Origin of the sequence: Salmonella sp. SAL4457, assembly GCF_046548235.1 — a bacterium.
GTDB classification, from domain to species: domain Bacteria; phylum Pseudomonadota; class Gammaproteobacteria; order Enterobacterales; family Enterobacteriaceae; genus Salmonella; species Salmonella enterica.
This window is the reverse complement of sequence record NZ_JBGDZO010001527.1, coordinates 1-228: the sequence shown is the minus strand read 5'-3', so window position 1 is coordinate 228 and position 228 is coordinate 1. Positions and strand designations below refer to the sequence as shown.

1 protein-coding gene is annotated in these 228 nt (G+C 71.5%); it reads right to left on the bottom strand.

Annotated features, from left to right (window positions below; translation table 11 throughout):
- A partial coding sequence (locus ACLJNW_RS29305; protein ID WP_410962182.1) for a carbonic anhydrase occupies positions 1 to 228 on the bottom strand: 228 nt, incomplete at both ends.

Sequence of the window (228 nt, the reverse complement as noted above, 5' to 3'; positions counted from 1 at the left end):
GTCCAGCGCGTTCGCGCGTGCCACCTGGTCCGCCACCAACTGCTTGGACTCGTCCGGGAGTTCGGCGAAATCCGGCCCGACGTGCTTGGCGGCCACCTCGTGGCTCTCGCCGAGTACCGGCCCCAGGTGCCGCAGGTCGGACTGGGCCGGGTTTTCGCCGCGGGCGGTCATGTCCACCGCCGCCCGCACCGCCCCGCACTTGGTGTGCCCCAGCACCACCACCAGTTT